Source organism: Micromonospora sp. WMMB482 (genome assembly GCF_019038635.1).
Taxonomy (GTDB): Bacteria; Actinomycetota; Actinomycetes; order Mycobacteriales; family Micromonosporaceae; genus Micromonospora; species Micromonospora marina.
The window spans coordinates 1,123,897-1,137,726 of the sequence record NZ_JAHOPD010000020.1; the positions used below are offsets into that span (position 1 = coordinate 1,123,897).

The window sequence follows — 13,830 nt, forward strand, 5'->3', positions numbered from 1 at the left end:
CCTCGACCACGTGGCACGGCGCCGCGAGCGGTCCGGAGGAGACGGTGGTGACGATGAGTGGCTCAGTGGCGGAGCGGGAGCGGAGCGCCGCACCCGGCGGAACCGACCTGCTGACAGTCGGCGTCGAGGAGGAGTTCCTGCTCGCCGACCCGCACACCGGGGCCGCCGTACCCGCCGTCGACCTCGTGATGGAGCAGGTGCCGGCCGAGCTGCGGGGTCAGGTGGAACGCGAGTTCCAGACCAGCCAGATCGAGATCGGCAGCCCGCCCGGGCTGGACCTGGCCTCGATCCGGCACTCGCTGTCGATGCTGCGCGCCGAGCTGGCCGACGCCGCCGAGCGGGCGGGCGTACGGCTGCTCGCGATCGGCACCGGGCCGATCGACGGGCCGGTGCCGCCGGTGGTGGACAAGCCGCGCTTCGACCGGATGATCGAGCGGTTCCGGCTGCTGGTACCCGGGCCCGGCAACAACGGCATGCACGTGCACGTCGGCATCCCCGACCCGGACACCGGCGTGCGGGTGCTCAACCACGTCCGGCCCTGGCTGCCGATCCTGCACGCGGTCACCGCCAACTCCCCGTTCTCCCGTAGCGAGGACACCGGGTACGCGAGCTGGCGCTCGGTGGAGTGGGAACGCTGGCCGTCGGTCGCGCCCACCCCGTTCCTGGAGTCGCACGAGCACTACGAGCGGCTGATCCGGCAGCTCATCGCCAGCGGCGTGATGCTGGACGAGGGAATGCTCTACTGGTACGCCCGGCTCTCCGCGAAGTACCCCACCGTGGAGATCCGCATCGGCGACGTCTGCCCCTCGGTGGACGACGCGGTGCTGGTGGCGGCACTGGTCCGCGCACTCGTCGCCACCGCGCTCACCGACATCGCCGCCGGCCGTCCGGCCGTCAACACCGACCACCACCTGCTGGTGGCGGCGCACTGGCGGGCCGCCCACGACGGGCTGGAGGGCGAGGGCGTCGACCTCACCGACGGTGAGCTGCGCCCGGCCTGGGAGCTGCTGGACCGCCTGGTGGACCGGCTGCGCCCGGAACTGGAACGGCACGGCGACCTGGACCGGGTGACCGACCTGCTGGCCGGACTGCGCCGGCACGGCAGCGGCGCGGCGCGGCAGCGGGCGGTGTTCGCGCGTACCGGACGGCTCGTCGACGTGGTCGCGGACGTGGCGCGGCAGACCCGTGGCTGAGCGGCCGCGCGGCCGCGGCCCGGCGTGACAGGATGGGCGACGTGGCCGAACGCATGATCGTCATCGGCGGCGACGCCGCCGGCATGTCGGCGGCGTCGCAGGCGCGGCGCCGCCGCCGCGACCGCTCCGACCTGGAGATCGTCGCGTTCGAGTGCGGTCACTTCACCTCCTACTCGGCCTGTGGCATCCCCTACTGGGTCAGCGGCGCGGTGGAGGAGCGGGACGAGCTGATCTCCCGCGATCCGCAGACCTTCCGCGACGACTTCGGCATCGAGGTCCGTACCCGCCACGAGGTCACCGCCATCGACCTGGACCGCCGCGAGGTGACCGCGCGCGACCTGGACGGCGGCGGCGAGGTCCGCGCCGGTTTTGACACCCTGGTGTACGCCACCGGAGCGTCCCCGGTGCAGCCGGAGTGGGCGCGCGACGAGGTGTCGGGCGTGTTCGGCGTGCAGACGCTGGGCGACGGCGCGGCGCTGATCGACTGGCTGGAACGCGAACCCCGGCCCCGGCACGCGGTGGTGGTCGGCGGCGGCTACGTCGGCGTCGAGATGGGCGAGGCGCTCGTGCAGCGCGGGCTGAAGGTCCAGCTGGTCGAGCAGGCCGACCAGCCGATGTCGACAGTCGACCCGGACATGGGCGAGCTGGTGGCCGACGCGATGCGCGCGACCGGCATCGCCGTCCGCACCGGCCTCACCGTCACCGGTCTCCAGGAGCGGGACGGCCGGGTCTCCGCGGTGGTCACCGACGTGGGGCCGATCCCGGCCGACGTCGTGGTACTGGGTCTCGGGGTACGCCCCAACACCGCGCTCGCCGAGGCCGCCGGCCTGCCGATCGGTCCCTCCGGCGCGGTCCGGACCGACCGCCGCATGCGGGTGCCGGGCGCACCGGGTGTCTGGGCGGCGGGCGACTGCGTGGAGTCCCTGCACCGGGTCAGCGGCATGCCGGTGCACATCCCGCTCGGCACGCACGCCAACAAGCAGGGCCGGGTCGCGGGCATCAACATCGGCGGCGGGTACGCCACCTTCCCCGGCGTCATCGGCACCGCCGTCACCAAGGTCTGCGAGCTGGAGGTGGGTCGCACCGGGTTGCGCGAGCGGGACGCGCGGGAGGCCGGCTTCGAGTTCGTCACAGTGCTCGCCCAGTCGACGAACCGGGCCGGCTACTACCCGGGCTCGCGGCCGATGACGGTCAAGCTGATCGCCGAACGGCCCAGCGGGCGGTTGCTCGGCGCGCAGATCGTCGGCTGGTCCGAGGCGGCCAAGCGGATCGACGTGCTCGCCGTGGCGCTGTGGAACGGCATGACGGTGGACGAGATGACAGCGCTCGACCTGGGCTACGCGCCGCCGTACGCCCCGGTGTGGGATCCGGTGCTGATCGCCGCCCGCAAGGCCGTCGACGCGCTGGCCGCCGTGTAAGGAAGGGCCCCCTATTAACGCCTCCGGTAGAGGAAGGGCCCCTTCTTAACACCGACACCCGGGTTTGTCGGTGCCGGGGGTTAGCGTGTGCGCGTTGCCGGTCCGGCACTTCCCCTCGGAGGTAAACCCCATGCGGCAGGAGACGACCTACCTCGAACTGTCCGAAGTGGACGGTGGAGCGCACAAGTTCTACGAGGTGGTGGTCGACGACACCGCGATGACCGTCCGCTACGGGCGGATCGGCGACCAGGGTCAGGTGAAGACCAGCACCTACCCGGACAACACCCGTGCCCGCGCCGCCGCCGCGAAGAAGATCGGCGAGAAGATCCGCAAGGGGTACGCCCCGGCGGTGCCCGGCGTACGCCAGAAGCGGACGGTGTCGCGCCGGCAGATCGTCAGCACCCGATCCACCGCCCGCACCGCCCCGGTGCTCTGGCGGTACGCCTCGGGCGCGCCTGCCTTCGGCATCTTCGTCGACGACCGGCACTGCATGGTCGGCAACGAGCACGGCGTGATCACCACGCTCGACCACGACGCCCGGCTGGTCAACCAGGTCCGGCTCCCCGACGGGGTGAAGTGCATCGTCGCCGACGACGCCTGGGTCTACGCCGGCTGCGACGACGGCAACGTCTACGACCTGTCCGGCAAGGTGCCCCGCGCGGCGTACGCGATCGCACCCGAGATCGACATCTACTGGCTGGACATCCACGACGGCGTGCTCGGCGTGTCCGACCGCGACGGCGGCATCTCGGCGATCGACCACGAGGACGAGTTCCTCTGGCGCCGGCCGAGCCGGGGCCGGTCGGCGTGGATGGTGCGCTGCGACGCCGACGCGCTCTACCACGGCCACTCACGGGGGGTCACCGGCTACGACTGGCGCAGCGGGCGCGAACTGTGGCACACCGGCACCGGGGCGGTCCTGTTCGGCTGGCAGGAGCGCGACGCCGTCTTCGCCGGCACCGGCACCCGCGAGGTGGTGCGCCTGCGCAAGGACGGCCGGGCCGAGCAGGTCTACCGCTGCGACTCGGCGGTCTTCTCCTGCGCCACCGCCGAGGGCGGCCGGTACGTGTTCGCCGGCGACAGCGCGTCCTCGATCTACTGCTTTGACCAGGCCGGCAACCGGCTGTGGAAGCTCGGCACCGGCTGCGGCTCGGCGTACTCGATGCAGTACCACGACAACCGGCTGTACGTGGTCACCACGAGCGGCCACCTGGCCTGCATCGACGCGAGCGAGGCGGCGATCCGGGCGGCCGAGGCGGGCAGCGTGCCCGACGTGGTGGACGTCAAGGCGCCCGCCCGGATGCCCGAGACGGCCGCCTGGACGTCGGTCGAGGTGACCACCGACGACCGCGACGGCGTGCTGGTGCAGTGCGTCGAGCAGGGCGGCCGGCTGCGCGTGCACGTCCTCGCCGACGGCTACCGGCGGGACTGGTCGGTGCAGTTCCCCAAGGGCATCCGCGAGCCGGGCGCGCGTTACGTGGTCACCGAGGTCCGCGAGTCCGGCCGGGGCGGCTTCTACCGGGCGTACGGGGACATCCGCCGGCTGCGCTGACCGGCATGCCCGGAGCCCGGCGGCCGGCACGGCACGGCACGGCACGGACCCGGTCCGCCGGCACAGCACGGACCCGGCTTCGCCCCCGGGGACAGCGGATCGTCGCCGCACCGGCCAGGATGGCCCGATGCGGTGCGACATTCCCGAAGGGCTGCGCTGGGTCGAGCGGACCGAGGCCGGCCGGGCGTGGCTCGCGGAGCTGCCCGGCCGGCTGGCCGACTGCGTCGCGCGGTGGGAGCTGACGCCCGGCCCGCCGTTCGCGTACGCGTTCGCCTCGCTGGCGCTGCCCGCGACGCTCCCGGACGGCACCCGGGCGGTGCTGAAACTCCAGTACCCGGACGACGACAGCGTCCACGAGGCCACCGCGCTGGCGCACTGGGACGGGCGCGGCGCGATCCGGCTGCTCGGGCACGACGCCGACCGGCGCGCGCTGCTCGTCGAGCGCTGCGACCCCGGCACGTCGCTGCACTCGCTGGCGGCCGACGCGGCGCTCGACGTGGCGATCGGCCTGTTGCCGGGGCTCGCGGTGCCGGCCGGTGCGCCGTTCACGCCGCTCGCCGAGGAGGCCGCCGGCTGGGCGGAGCGGATGCCTGGTAACTGGCGACGGGCCGGCCGCCCGTACGAGCGGCGCCTGCTCGACACCGCGCTCGGGCTGCTCGCCGACCTGGCGCCGAGCCAGGGCGAACAGGTGCTGGTCAACCAGGACCTGCACGCCGGCAACATCTTGGCGGCCGGGCGCGAGCCGTGGCTGGTGATCGACCCGAAGCCGCTCACCGGCGAGCGGGAGTTCGCCGTGGTGCCGCTCGTACGCGGCGCGGAGCTGGGTCACTCCCCGGCGGCGGTCCGGCACCGGCTCGACCGGCTCAGCACCGAGCTGGGCCTGGACCGGGAACGGGTACGCGGCTGGGCGATCGGTCAGACGGTGGCCTGGAGCATCGGCGGCGACCGGGTCTTCCCGGGCAACGTCGAGGCGGCCCGATGGCTGCTCGACGAGATGTGACTCAGCCTGCCTGGCAGGTGGGGCACCAGTAGAGGTTGCGCCCCGCGAGCGCGCCCCGGCTGACCGGGGTGCCGCAGACGTGGCAGGGCGCGCCGGGGCGGCGGTAGACGTACACCTCGCCGCCGTGCCGGTCCACCCGGGGTGCGCGTCCGGTCACCTCCGGCAGGTCGGCGTCGCGCACGGTGTCGATCCGGCCCCGCTCGACCGCCCGGGTCATCAGCGCCACCAGGTCCGCCCAGAGTTCGGCCCAGCCGGGCGGCGTCAGCTCCCGACCCGGCAGCAGCGGCGGCAGACCGGCCCGGAACAGCGCCTCGGTCACGAAGATCAGACCGGTGCCGGCCACCACCGACTGGTCGAGCAGCAGCGCGGCCAGCGGGGTGGGGCTGCGGCGGATCCGCGCATACGCCCGGTCCGGGTCGGCGTCGGCGCGCAGCGGGTCCGGCCCGAGCCGGTCGCGCAGCGCCGCCACCTCGGGCGGGGTCAGCAGCTCGCAGGCGGTCGGGCCGCGCAGCTCCAGCCAGTGCCGGTCGCTGTGCAGCCGCAGCCGCACCTGCCCGACCGGGGTCGGCGGGTCCCCCGGTCCGTCGGCGAACTTCCCGTACAGGCCCAGGTGTACGTGCAGTGTCAGCTCCCCCGCGTAGTGGTGCAGCAGGTGCTTGCCGTACGCCTCGGTGCCGTCCAGGACGGTGCCGCTCAGGCGGGCCGCGCCCTCGGCGAAGCGGCCCTGCGGGCTGTCGGCGTGCACCTTGTCGCCCGGGAACAGCTCGGCGTGCCGGGCGGCGAGGCGGTGGATGGAGTGTCCCTCTGGCACGACCGCCAAGCGTAGCCAGCAAATCGCAGAGCCGGCGACTTCGGGCCGCGGGACGCCGTTGAATCGATGTCCGTCGACTGAGAGACTGGCGGCGGTAGCGCTCGGGAGCCAGTGAGAGCCGCTCGAATCTCGCCGGAGGGACAAGCGCGGGGTGATGCGCCACCCCGGTGCCGGGCAGTCGTCTCCGGCGGTCAGTCATGCCGCTACGGCGGCGACATCGCGGTCCACCACTCCGGCGCCGACCGCCCCCGGCGCCCCCAGCTCGGGAGAGACAGATGCTCCGTACGCTCGGCGCGGCACTGGCCGCCGCCCTCGCCCTGACCAGCCTGGCCGCCTCGGCCGGCGCCGACCGGTCACCCGCCACCACACCCGCCATCGCGGCGACGCCGACCCCGACGCCCACGTTCGCGTGCCCGCCGGCACTGCCGGTCAGCGGTCAGGTGACCGGGGCCACCACGACCAGCATCAGCATCACCTACTGGATGGTGCTCAGCCCGCCCTGCGGCTACGACCCGCCGCTGGTCGTGAGCCTTTTCGCCAGCCGCGAGAACGCCATCGGGTGGCGCGACCCGGTGGCCGAGGTGGTCACCGGGCCGGAACGCTCGGGCACCGTGACCATCGGCGGGCTGACCCCGGGCACCGACTACTGGTTCCGGTTCGGCGACACCAGGGGCGCGCGGGATCCGTACGTGATCGGCGGGCCGGCGAGCACGCTGTCGCTCTGCTCCGCGACGGCCACGATCGACAGCAGGTGGGGCGGCGGTTTCGTCGCCACTGTGACGGTGCGCAACGACGGCACCGAGCCGATCCCGGGCTGGCTCGTCTCGTGGCGGTGGCCCGGTGACGAGCGCATCCAGTCGGTCTGGGGCGGGGTGGCCGAGGGCGCCGGCCAGGACGCCGCGGTCCGTAACGCCTCCTGGAACGGGACGCTGGCGCCGGGCGCTTCGACGACGTTCGGCATGCTCGTGGCGAGCAGCACGCCACCCGCCGCCATCACGCCCGGGTGCGGCCGGTGACCGCGGCGTGCGGAGCGGCCCCGTGGTGTCGATTTAGGGGCACCTGGGTACTTCCGGTGTGTCATGCGCGGCCTCCGCGCCCAAATCAGGAGGTGCCATCGTGAAGATCCTTTCCCGCCGGAACACCCCGGCGACCAGTACCGATACCAACGGCGACGGCGTGGTCGACGAGCGCGACCGAACCGCCGAGCAGCCGGCCGACCGGCCCGTGGTCACCGACCGCGACGAGGAGCGGACCACGTACCGCAGCGCCGCCACCGCTACCGACGACGAGCGCGCACGGGATGCGGCGGCCGACCGGGACGCGCGCGACAGCGGCGCGGCGGCGACCGACGGCCGGACGGCGGCCACCGCCACCGACGGCCGGACCGCCGCCACGACCGACCGCCGGGTTGCGGCGGCCGACGACGAGCGGGACGCGGAGGCCCGGCGACGGGCGGCGGACCGCGGTGCGGCGGCGCGCGCGGTCACCGGCCGCCGGGTCGACGCCGACACGCGGACCGCTCCGGTGACCGACGCCCGGGCCGTGGGCGCGGCGCCCGCCGCCGAGCGCACCGTGGATCTGGACCGCGACGGCCGTCCGGACCACACCGACCTCGACCGGGACGGCCGGGTGGACCTGGACCGGGACGGCCGGCCCGACGGTACGGACGCCGACCGCGACGGCCGGGTGGACCGGCCGGAGCCGTACACCACCAAGCGTCCCCGGGCCAGCCTGCTCGCCACGCTCGGCCTGATCGTCTCGGTGGTCGGGGCGCTGTTCGTGCTCTCCGGCACGCTCGCCGGGTACGGCATCGGCGTCGGTGCGGCCGGCGCCGTGCTGGCGGTGCTGGGCCTGATCGCCACCCGTCGGCGGCACGTGGCGGGCAAGACCGACGCGCTGATCGGTGTCGCGGTCGGCCTGGCCGCCGTGGTGCTCGGCATCGTGGCGATGACCGGCCAGTTCGACTGGCCGACCACCGACGGCGACTGGGTGGGCCGCTTCCGCGAGTGGCTTGACTCACAGTTTGGCAGCTGGTTCTGACGGGCACTGTCTCGATCGCCGGCAGGTCCGGCGAGCCCGATCAGTTCTGGTGGTTCACCGGCCGGGCAACACCTCTTTCGGGGGCGGCGGTTCGCCGCCCCCGAAGTGTGTCCGGCGTCGGCACAATGATCATTCGCCGCTGACCGATTCAACGCAACGATTCGCTGCCGAACGCAAGTTCCGGCGGTGGATGTCGTCTACCCGGGCCGCATAACGTTGGACCACGGCGCCAGCCCGTGGGCCGACCGTGGCCGGGCGCGCCCGACCCTGGGAGCACGACATGACGATGGACGCCATCCGCCAGCGCTTTCTGATGTGCCGGCCGACGTACTTCGCCGTCGACTACGCGATCAACCCGTGGATGGACCCCACCGCCCCGGTCGACGCCGACCTGGCGATCCGGCAGTGGGAGCAGCTTCGGCGCACGTACCTGGACCTGGGCCACGAGGTCGACCTGATCGAGCCGGTCGCCGGCCTGCCGGACATGGTCTTCGCCGCGAACGGCGGCACCGTGATCGACGGCAAGGCCATGGCGGTGCAGTTCCGCGACCCGCAGCGCGCCGACGAGGCGCCCGCGTACCGGGCCTGGTTCGAGGGCGCCGGCTTCGAGATGTACGACCCGAAGCACGTCAACGAGGGCGAGGGCGACGTCCTGCTGGCCGGTCACCACCTGCTCGCCGGCACCGGGTTCCGCACCGCGCACGCCTCCCACGCCCAACTCCAGGAGGTCTTCGGCTACCCGGTGATCACCATGCAGCTGGTGGACCCCCGCTTCTACCACCTGGACACCGCGCTGACGGTGCTCGACGAGCGCACCGTGGCGTACCTGCCGGAGGCGTTCTCCCCCGGCAGCCGGGCGGTGCTGCGCCGGCTGTTCCCGGACGCGATCCACGCCACCATGGCCGACGCCGAGGTGCTGGGCCTGAACGCGGTCAGCGACGGCCGGCACGTGGTGCTGCCCGCGCAGGCCACCGACCTGGCCGCGAAGCTGCGCGACCGGGGCTACGAGACCATCGGGATCGACCTGTCCGAGCTGCGCAAGGCCGGCGGCGGACCGAAGTGCTGCACGTTGCGACTCCGTCAGGGAAAGGCGAGCAAGTGATCATCGACGACATGCTGCGGACTCCGTCCGCGGTCCGGGACGCGGAGCGTCACACGGCGCACAACTACCACCCGCTGCCCGTGGTGATCTCGTCGGCCGAGGGTGCCTGGCTGACCGACGTGGACGGCCGCCGCTACCTGGACTGCCTGGCGGGATACTCGGCGCTGAACTTCGGCCACCGGCACCCGAAGCTGATCGAGGCCGCGCACGCGCAGCTCGACCGGCTCACGCTGACCAGCCGCGCGTTCGTCCACGACCAGTTCGCCGACTTCTGCCGCGAGCTGGCCGCGCTCTGCGGCAAGGACCTCGTGCTGCCGATGAACACCGGCGCCGAGGCGGTGGAGACCGGCATCAAGGTCGCCCGCAAGTGGGGCTACCAGGTCAAGGGCGTCACCCCCGGGCAGGCCAACATCGTGGTGGCCGAGGGCAACTTCCACGGCCGTACGACCACGATCGTCAGCTTCTCCACCGACTCCGACGCGCGCGCCGACTTCGGGCCGTACACCCCGGGTTTCACTGTGGTCCCCTACGGCGACCTGGACGCGCTGACCGCGGCGATCGACGAGAACACGGTCGCAGTGCTGCTGGAGCCGATCCAGGGTGAGCAGGGCGTCGTGGTGCCGCCGGAGGGCTACCTGCCGGGCGTGCGCCGGGTCTGCACCGAGCGCAACGTGCTGTTCGTCGCCGACGAGATCCAGTCGGGCCTGGGGCGTACCGGCGCGACGTTCGCCTGCGAGCACGAGGGCGTCGAGCCGGACATGTACCTGCTGGGCAAGGCGCTCGGCGGCGGCATCGTGCCGGTGTCGGCGGTGGCCGCCAACCGGGACGTGCTGGGTGTGCTCCAGCCGGGCCAGCACGGCTCGACGTTCGGCGGCAACCCGCTGGCCTGCGCGGTCGCGACCGAGGTGGTCCGGCTGCTCGCCACCGGTGAGTTCCAGCGCCGCTCGGCCGAGCTGGGCGAACGGCTGCACGCCGGGCTGCGCGGCCTGATCGGCAAGGGCCTGGTGGCGGTACGCGGGCGCGGGCTGTGGGCCGGGCTGGACATCGACCCGGAACTGATGACCGGCCGGCAGGCGTGCGAGCGGCTGATGGAGCGGGGTGTGCTCGCCAAGGACACGCACGGCTCGACCATCCGGCTCGCCCCGCCACTGGTGATCACCGAAGAGGAGATCGACCACGCGGTGGCGCAGCTCGCCGCCGTGCTGGCCGGCTGAGGCCGTACGCGACGCGGCTGAGGCCGTACGCGAGAAGGCGCCGGGACCGCGACGGTCCCGGCGCCTTCGCACATGCCCGTCACTGACGCGGCAGTCGCATCGCCATGGTCGGCGCCTCGGCCATCACCGAGTTCGGGGTGTACTTCGCGTCGCTGCTCATGTCGTCGGCGCGGCCCACCTGCACGCCCGGGTACAGCTCGATCAGGTCGCCCCCGGCGAGCACCCGGGACTGCTGCGGCGCCAGCGCGATCCGCTCGTGCTCCGCCATCGAGCCGCCGGGACGTACACCGGAGCCGTTGGTGCTGGTGTCGGTGGCCACCACCTCGCCCGCCCGCAGCTCCAGGCGGATGTGGCTGCGGCTGATCCAGCGCCGTGCCTCGTCGTTGAGCCACTGGCCGAGCGTCACCGCGCCCGGGCCGTCCGGCGCCCGGCCGATCGCCACCGGTTCGGTCTCGGTGAGCACGAACCGCTTGCGGACCAGGCCGCCGATGCGCACGGCGAGCACAGCCGTACGCGGGCGTGGGCCGGCGTCGGAGAGCCGCGCGCCGTGCCGGGGGCAGGTCGGCGCGCCGGTACGCAGGGTGGGCGGCGGCTGCTCGGCCGGCACCCGGTCCACGGCGGCCAGGTCGGCGAAGGCGCCGCCGCCCCCACCGCCGCCGAACAGCGCGCAGCCCGGCTCGGGGCAGCGCCACTTCCGGGAGAGCACCTTGACCCCGGCCGGCGATCGGCTGCCGGTGGCCGGGTCCTGGCCGCCGCCGACGTGCGCGATGAAGACCGGCCCGCCGGCGCCGGGCACCGGGGCGAGCGCCCGGCCCGCCTGCCCGATCCACGGGTACCGCCCGACGAGGCCGTCCAGCCGCGCCCGGGTGAGCACCGGCAGGCCGAGCAGGTCGGCCACCTCCAGCATCCGGTCACCGGGCTGGTCGAGCACCTCCACCAGGCCGTCGTCGGCCCACCGGCGCACCACCATCCGCTCGTTGGACGTCAGGTCGGCGTCGGACAGCAGCGCCCGGTGCACGATCGCGTAGACCGGGACGCTGTCCTCGCCGATCTGCCGGGACAGCGCGTCGATCACCATGCCGAGCCGCAGCAGGCTGGCCGGACGCCCGCCGTCCAGGTTCTGCCAGCGGATGACCTCGGCCAGGTCGACCACGGCCCGGGCCAGCGACGGGTCGGTGCAGACCCGCCCCTCGATGGCGTCGAGCACCTTGCTGATCTCGAATCTCATGCCGCAGCTCCGCACGATGTCGTCCCTGACGCGGCCGTTGGACCCGCCGCGCCGCGCGCCACCACCGCGGCACGCCCTCCACCATGCGACGACCCTACCGGCCACCCTCGTCGGCGGCGCCGCCGCGCATCCCGGAAAACGGGAGCACGGCGTCGGGCGGGTGCCGCTACATTGATCGTCCGGCCCCGGTGGGGCCCCTTTCGCGGAGGAACATCACTGATGACGAAACGACGGCTGGCGACCACGGGGGTCGCGCTCGTCGCGGTGCTCGGCCTCGGTCTGACCGGATGCGGCGACCGGCCCGGCACGGACGCGCCGGCCGAACGGGCCGCCGCTACGGGTTCCGCGAGCCCGGCGACCACGCCGCGTGACGAACTGACCGCCGCCATCGAGAAGCTCAACGAGCAGACGCTGCGGGTCAAGCTGGACTCGGCCATGCTCACCGCGCACGGTGTGACCGATCCGCGGGCCCGCACCATGCAGACCACCCTGACGATGGCCGCCTTCGGTGAGGTGCGCATGCTGGTCATCGGCGCCGACACCTGGGTCAAGTTCGACGGCGAGCTGGGCGAGCAGCTCGGCGGTTCCCGGAAGTGGCTGCGCATGGACACCGGCGACGGCGTGATGCCGGTGGACGACCCGGGCGGGGTGAAGAAGCTGCTCGCCGCAGTGGTCGACGTCCGCAGCTCGGGTGACCGCTCGTACGCCGGGACGCTCGACTACACGCGCAGCGGCGCCACCGGGAAGGCGCTCACGGCGGCGGGCGACAAGGCGAAGGCGCTACCGTTCACCGCGACGCTGGACGAGCAGGGGCGCCTCAGCACGTTCGAGATGGACATGACTCCGATCGACGCGTCGCTCGGCGAGATGTCTGTCACCTACTCCGACTTCGGCACGTCGGTGCGGCTGAGCCCGCCCGCGCCCGGCGCGGTGGAGGAGGCGCCCGCCGCGATCGCCGCGGCCTTCTCCGGCACTCCGATCTGACCCGGCGCCGGGCGGGGCGTCCACTCGCCCCGCCCGGCTCCCGCCGTTCAGGCCGCGCGCAGCGGGCGGCCCACGTCGTGCAGGTGCGCCAGCGCCTGCCGGTACGACTCGAACAGCCCGGTCTCCGCGTACGGGACGCCCTGCTCGGCGCAGTACGCCATGACCAGCGGCCGGGCACGGCGCAGGTTGGCGCGCGGCATGTTCGGGAACAGGTGGTGCTCGATCTGGTAGTTGAGCCCGCCCAGCGCCAGGTCGACGAGCCGGCCGCCGCGTACGTTGCGCGAGGTCAGCACCTGCTTGCGCAGGTAGTCCAGCTCGTCGTCGGCGGTCGGCATCGGCATGCCCTTGTGGTTCGGGGCGAACGAGCAGCCCATGTAGAGCCCCCACAGCCCCTGGTGCACGGCCACGAACAGCAGCGCCTTGCCCGGGGACATGACCGCGAACAGCAGGCCGAGGTAGCCGGCGGCGTGCGCGGCGAGCAGCAGCGCCTCCACGACCCGATGCCGCATCGGCACCCGCCACCGCCCGTCCGGTTCCCGGCCGATGAGCGCCTGCACGCTCGCCACGTGCAGCGCCAGTCCTTCCAGCAGGAGCAGCGGGAAGAACAGCCACGCCTGGCGGCGGGCCATCCACCGGCTCAGGCCGCGCGTCGCAGTCGCCTGCTCGTACGTCCACACCAGCGCGCCCGCGCCGACGTCCGGGTCCTCGTCGGTGTGGTTCGGGTTGGCGTGGTGCCGGTTGTGCTTGTCGACCCACCAGCCGTAGCTGAGCCCGACCGCCAGGTTGCCGGCGACCAGTCCGGCCGCCTCGCTCGGCCCGCGCCGACGGAACATCTGCCGGTGCCCGGCGTCGTGGCCGAGGAACGCCACCTGTGTGGTCGCCACCGCCATCACCACCGCCAGCGGCACCTGCCACCACGAGTCACCGACGAGCGCCACCACGACCCAGCCGGCCAGGAACGCGCCGAGCGTGAGCGCGATCCGGAGCGCGTACCGGCCGGGCCGCCGCTCGAGCAGTCCCGCCTCGGCGATCCGGCGGGACAGCCGTGCGTAGTCGCTGCCCCGCCGTGCCGCGGGTTCCGTCGACGTGGAAGTAGTCATGTCGCCCCCGATGCCGCGAGCCACGCTCCGTACGCGACTCTACGTCACCGATTCTGGCAATGATCGTCGCCCTGGGTAATCCCGCAGACCCCCGGCTCGGGGGTGGTGCTGCCCCTACCCCTCCGGGCGGAAGCGGCGCAAACGATCCTCATCACACGGCAGCGTGCCTTCTCGCCGGTGGATGCACC

Annotated in this window: 12 protein-coding genes; 9 read left to right on the forward strand and 3 right to left on the reverse strand. The window is 73.6% G+C overall.

Features of this window, described 5'->3' with window-relative positions:
• Positions 1 to 44 precede the first annotated feature (44 nt).
• From KSK32_RS06115 to KSK32_RS06130, 4 genes are all read left to right on the forward strand, one after another.
• Complete coding sequence (locus tag KSK32_RS06115) at positions 45 to 1,193, forward strand: glutamate--cysteine ligase (protein WP_216929361.1); 1,149 nt, start codon at positions 45 to 47, stop codon at positions 1,191 to 1,193.
• 41 nt (positions 1,194 to 1,234) lie between these two features.
• Positions 1,235 to 2,611, forward strand: coding sequence for an FAD-dependent oxidoreductase (locus KSK32_RS06120; protein ID WP_216929363.1), 1,377 nt, complete (start codon positions 1,235 to 1,237; stop codon positions 2,609 to 2,611).
• A gap of 130 nt (positions 2,612 to 2,741) precedes the next feature.
• On the forward strand, positions 2,742 to 4,163 hold the full coding sequence (locus KSK32_RS06125; protein ID WP_216929365.1) for a WGR domain-containing protein: 1,422 nt from the start codon (positions 2,742 to 2,744) through the stop codon (positions 4,161 to 4,163).
• Positions 4,164 to 4,290: 127 nt separating this feature from the next.
• Positions 4,291 to 5,163, forward strand: a complete 873-nt coding sequence (locus tag KSK32_RS06130; RefSeq protein ID WP_216929367.1) for an aminoglycoside phosphotransferase family protein — start codon at positions 4,291 to 4,293, stop codon at positions 5,161 to 5,163.
• A 1-nt stretch (position 5,164) separates the two neighbouring features.
• Here the strand turns inward: KSK32_RS06130 and KSK32_RS06135 are convergent, their stop codons facing one another.
• On the reverse strand, positions 5,165 to 5,974 hold the full coding sequence (locus tag KSK32_RS06135; protein WP_216929368.1) for an Fpg/Nei family DNA glycosylase: 810 nt from the start codon (positions 5,972 to 5,974) through the stop codon (positions 5,165 to 5,167).
• Positions 5,975 to 6,249: 275 nt separating this feature from the next.
• Between KSK32_RS06135 and KSK32_RS06140 the strand changes: the two genes are divergently transcribed.
• The 4 genes from KSK32_RS06140 (at position 6,250) to rocD (ending at position 10,330) form a co-directional block, all read left to right on the forward strand.
• Entirely contained in the window at positions 6,250 to 6,990 is a 741-nt protein-coding gene (locus KSK32_RS06140) for a cellulose binding domain-containing protein (RefSeq protein ID WP_216929369.1), read from the forward strand.
• Positions 6,991 to 7,090: 100 nt separating this feature from the next.
• A complete protein-coding gene (locus tag KSK32_RS06145) occupies positions 7,091 to 8,014 on the forward strand; it encodes a DMT family transporter (protein ID WP_216929370.1) in 924 nt (307 codons plus the stop codon).
• Between the two features lie 286 nt (positions 8,015 to 8,300).
• Complete coding sequence (gene ddaH, locus KSK32_RS06150) at positions 8,301 to 9,116, forward strand: dimethylargininase (protein WP_216935847.1); 816 nt, start codon at positions 8,301 to 8,303, stop codon at positions 9,114 to 9,116.
• Positions 9,116 to 10,330, forward strand: a complete 1,215-nt coding sequence (rocD, locus tag KSK32_RS06155; protein WP_216935848.1) for an ornithine--oxo-acid transaminase — start codon at positions 9,116 to 9,118, stop codon at positions 10,328 to 10,330. The genes ddaH and rocD overlap by 1 nt, the downstream gene beginning before the upstream one ends.
• A 79-nt stretch (positions 10,331 to 10,409) precedes the next feature.
• Here the strand turns inward: rocD and KSK32_RS06160 are convergent, their stop codons facing one another.
• Positions 10,410 to 11,558, reverse strand: coding sequence for an FHA domain-containing protein (locus KSK32_RS06160; protein ID WP_216929372.1), 1,149 nt, complete (start codon positions 11,556 to 11,558; stop codon positions 10,410 to 10,412).
• 219 nt (positions 11,559 to 11,777) lie between these two features.
• Between KSK32_RS06160 and KSK32_RS06165 the strand changes: the two genes are divergently transcribed.
• Positions 11,778 to 12,542, forward strand: coding sequence for a hypothetical protein (locus tag KSK32_RS06165; protein WP_216929374.1), 765 nt, complete (start codon positions 11,778 to 11,780; stop codon positions 12,540 to 12,542).
• Positions 12,543 to 12,589: 47 nt separating this feature from the next.
• On the opposite strand, the gene KSK32_RS06170 is transcribed toward KSK32_RS06165, so the two are convergent.
• Positions 12,590 to 13,642 carry an acyl-CoA desaturase gene (locus KSK32_RS06170; protein ID WP_216929375.1) on the reverse strand — a complete coding sequence of 351 codons (1,053 nt, stop codon included), beginning with the start codon at positions 13,640 to 13,642 and terminating at the stop codon, positions 12,590 to 12,592.
• Between the last annotated feature and the right edge of the window lie 188 nt (positions 13,643 to 13,830).

What these genes read in the sequence shown, in the direction of transcription:
- KSK32_RS06125 (WP_216929365.1), top strand. Translation starts at nt 2,742, where the DNA reads ATGCGGCAGGAGACGACCTACCTCGAACTGTCCGAAGTGGACGGTGGA.
- KSK32_RS06130 (WP_216929367.1), top strand. Translation starts at nt 4,291, where the DNA reads ATGCGGTGCGACATTCCCGAAGGGCTGCGCTGGGTCGAGCGGACCGAG.
- KSK32_RS06140 (WP_216929369.1), top strand. Translation starts at nt 6,250, where the DNA reads ATGCTCCGTACGCTCGGCGCGGCACTGGCCGCCGCCCTCGCCCTGACC.
- ddaH (WP_216935847.1), top strand. Translation starts at nt 8,301, where the DNA reads ATGGACGCCATCCGCCAGCGCTTTCTGATGTGCCGGCCGACGTACTTC.
- KSK32_RS06160 (WP_216929372.1), bottom strand. Translation starts at nt 11,558, where the DNA reads ATGAGATTCGAGATCAGCAAGGTGCTCGACGCCATCGAGGGGCGGGTC.
- KSK32_RS06165 (WP_216929374.1), top strand. Translation starts at nt 11,778, where the DNA reads ATGACGAAACGACGGCTGGCGACCACGGGGGTCGCGCTCGTCGCGGTG.
- KSK32_RS06170 (WP_216929375.1), bottom strand. Translation starts at nt 13,642, where the DNA reads ATGACTACTTCCACGTCGACGGAACCCGCGGCACGGCGGGGCAGCGAC.